This window comes from Glycocaulis sp., assembly GCF_052168375.1.
Lineage (GTDB): Bacteria > Pseudomonadota > Alphaproteobacteria > Caulobacterales > Maricaulaceae > Glycocaulis.
The window spans coordinates 1-1,824 of record NZ_JBQLZR010000241.1; the positions used below are offsets into that span (position 1 = coordinate 1).

At 66.3% G+C, this 1,824-nt stretch carries 2 protein-coding genes; both read left to right on the forward strand.

All coding sequences use genetic code 11. The features are described from left to right. Positions 1-41 precede the first annotated feature (41 nt). Positions 42-1,322, forward strand: coding sequence for a tRNA lysidine(34) synthetase TilS (gene tilS / locus ACTS2Z_RS09740; protein WP_442573020.1), 1,281 nt, complete (start codon positions 42-44; stop codon positions 1,320-1,322). Positions 1,323-1,481: 159 nt separating this feature from the next. After that, positions 1,482-1,824: ATP-dependent metallopeptidase FtsH/Yme1/Tma family protein (locus tag ACTS2Z_RS09745; protein ID WP_442573021.1), on the forward strand; the 343-nt coding region annotated here is incomplete at its 3' end.

Below are 1,824 nucleotides of genomic sequence, written 5' to 3' on the forward strand. Positions count from 1 at the left end.
GAAGCACGCCAGCGCGCGGCGGGTGAGCGTACCCGCGCCGGGTGCCGCTAGACTCTGAACCGGAAGCCTGGGCGAGAGCCCCGGAACGGCTCTGCCCGTCCGGCCCGCTGGTGCTTGCCCTGTCGGGCGGCGGCGATTCCACTGCGCTGGCCTGCATACTGGCCGATATCTCTGGTCGCACCAGCCGTCCCTTCAAGGCCCTGATCGTCGATCACCGGCTGCGGGGTGAAAGCGCCAGAGAAGCGGAACTGACGGCGGCGCGCGCCCGCAGCCTGGGCGCGGACACTGAAATTCTGGTGTGGCAGGACCCGTCACCCGGTCAGGCGGCGGCGCGAATGGCCCGCCATCGCCTGCTCGCCTGTAGAATGCGTGAGCTAGGCGCGGAGACGCTCTTTCTCGGTCATACCGCAAATGACGTCATCGAGACGCTTCAGATGCGCCTCGCACGGGTCAACGCTGGCTGGCGCGCACTCGCGGTCATGCCGGAAACCTCCCCCAGCCCCGCCTGGCCCGACGGGCGGGGACTGACGCTTGCCCGCCCATTCGTGCGCACATCGCGCCTCTCCCTTCGTGCCTATCTTCAGGCTCGCGGGACAAGCTGGATCGACGATCCGTCCAACTCCAATGCGGCGTTCGAGCGGGTCCGCGTGCGCCGAACGGCGCCAGACCCGCTCTCCAGTGCCGGCGCGCGCCTGCTGCGCCTCAATGATGCGGCGTTGCAGCTGGATGCGCGCATAAGGCAAGCCAGCGCACATCTGATAGCGCAGGCAGCAGAAATGTTCGATTGGGGCGGGGTGCGGCTTGATCCCTTGCCGCTGGTGTCCGCACCGCGCGAGCTACTGTTGAGGGCCCTCGAAGCGCTGGTGCTGGCCGTCAGTGGACGCAGCACCTTGCCTGATCCGTCTCATCTCGTCCGCCTTGCCGACGCGCTTTTCGCCGGCACGGCCTGCACGGCCTCTGGTGTCCTGCTGACCCGGAACGGCGTGCTGGGACGGGATCCGGGCGCCGCTGCCGGGCGTGCAGATGGCTTGCCGGGTGCTCAAACCTTGCATCTCCTGCCCGGCGAATGCGGCGTCTTTGATGGCCGGTTTCAGGTGTGTGCAGGCGCTGTTGCGCTGGAAGCGGGCGCGCCGGAGGGCAGGGGTGCAAATCCTTCGTCAGTCCCTGCGCCTTTGCGCCCGGCTCTGGTAGAGGTGCGCAGCGCCGGCAGTGCCTGCATTGCCGGCCTCGATGATCTGCCCGGCGGCGGGGCAGCTGGCGCGCTCATTGCAGAGCGCCTTGACGATATTCTGCGGGTGTCCGTGTTCGGCACGGGCCGGTGATCTACGGCGCATTTACTGCGGCGGCTGGCCGCGCAGGGCTGGCGAAATGGTGTATCTGGTCCAATATACGATCAGGAAGCATGCCGGGATGGAGCGGGCCGGTATCGGCCTTCACGGGTGTTCAATGTGGCCGTTATCGGCCACTGGAAGGGTAAGCAGATGAATTTGCGTAATATATTGGTCTGGGCGATCCTGCTGGTTCTGCTCGCAGCGCTGTTCAATATCCTTCAGGGGCCGCGCCCTGCCGCGCAGACCAACGAGCTGACCTACACCCAGTTCATGGACAATGTCGAAGCGGGCCGTGTGCGCGAGGTCACGATCGAGGGCCAGACCATCACAGGCGAGCTGTCAGGCGGACAGGCCTTCACCACCGAAGTTCCGGCCGATGCACGTGTTTCTGACACGCTGCGCGCCAATGACGTGGAGATCACCGCCCGTCCGCCGTCCGAAGGCGGCATGAACCTGTTTGGCATTCTGCTGAGCTGGTTCCCCATGCTGCTCC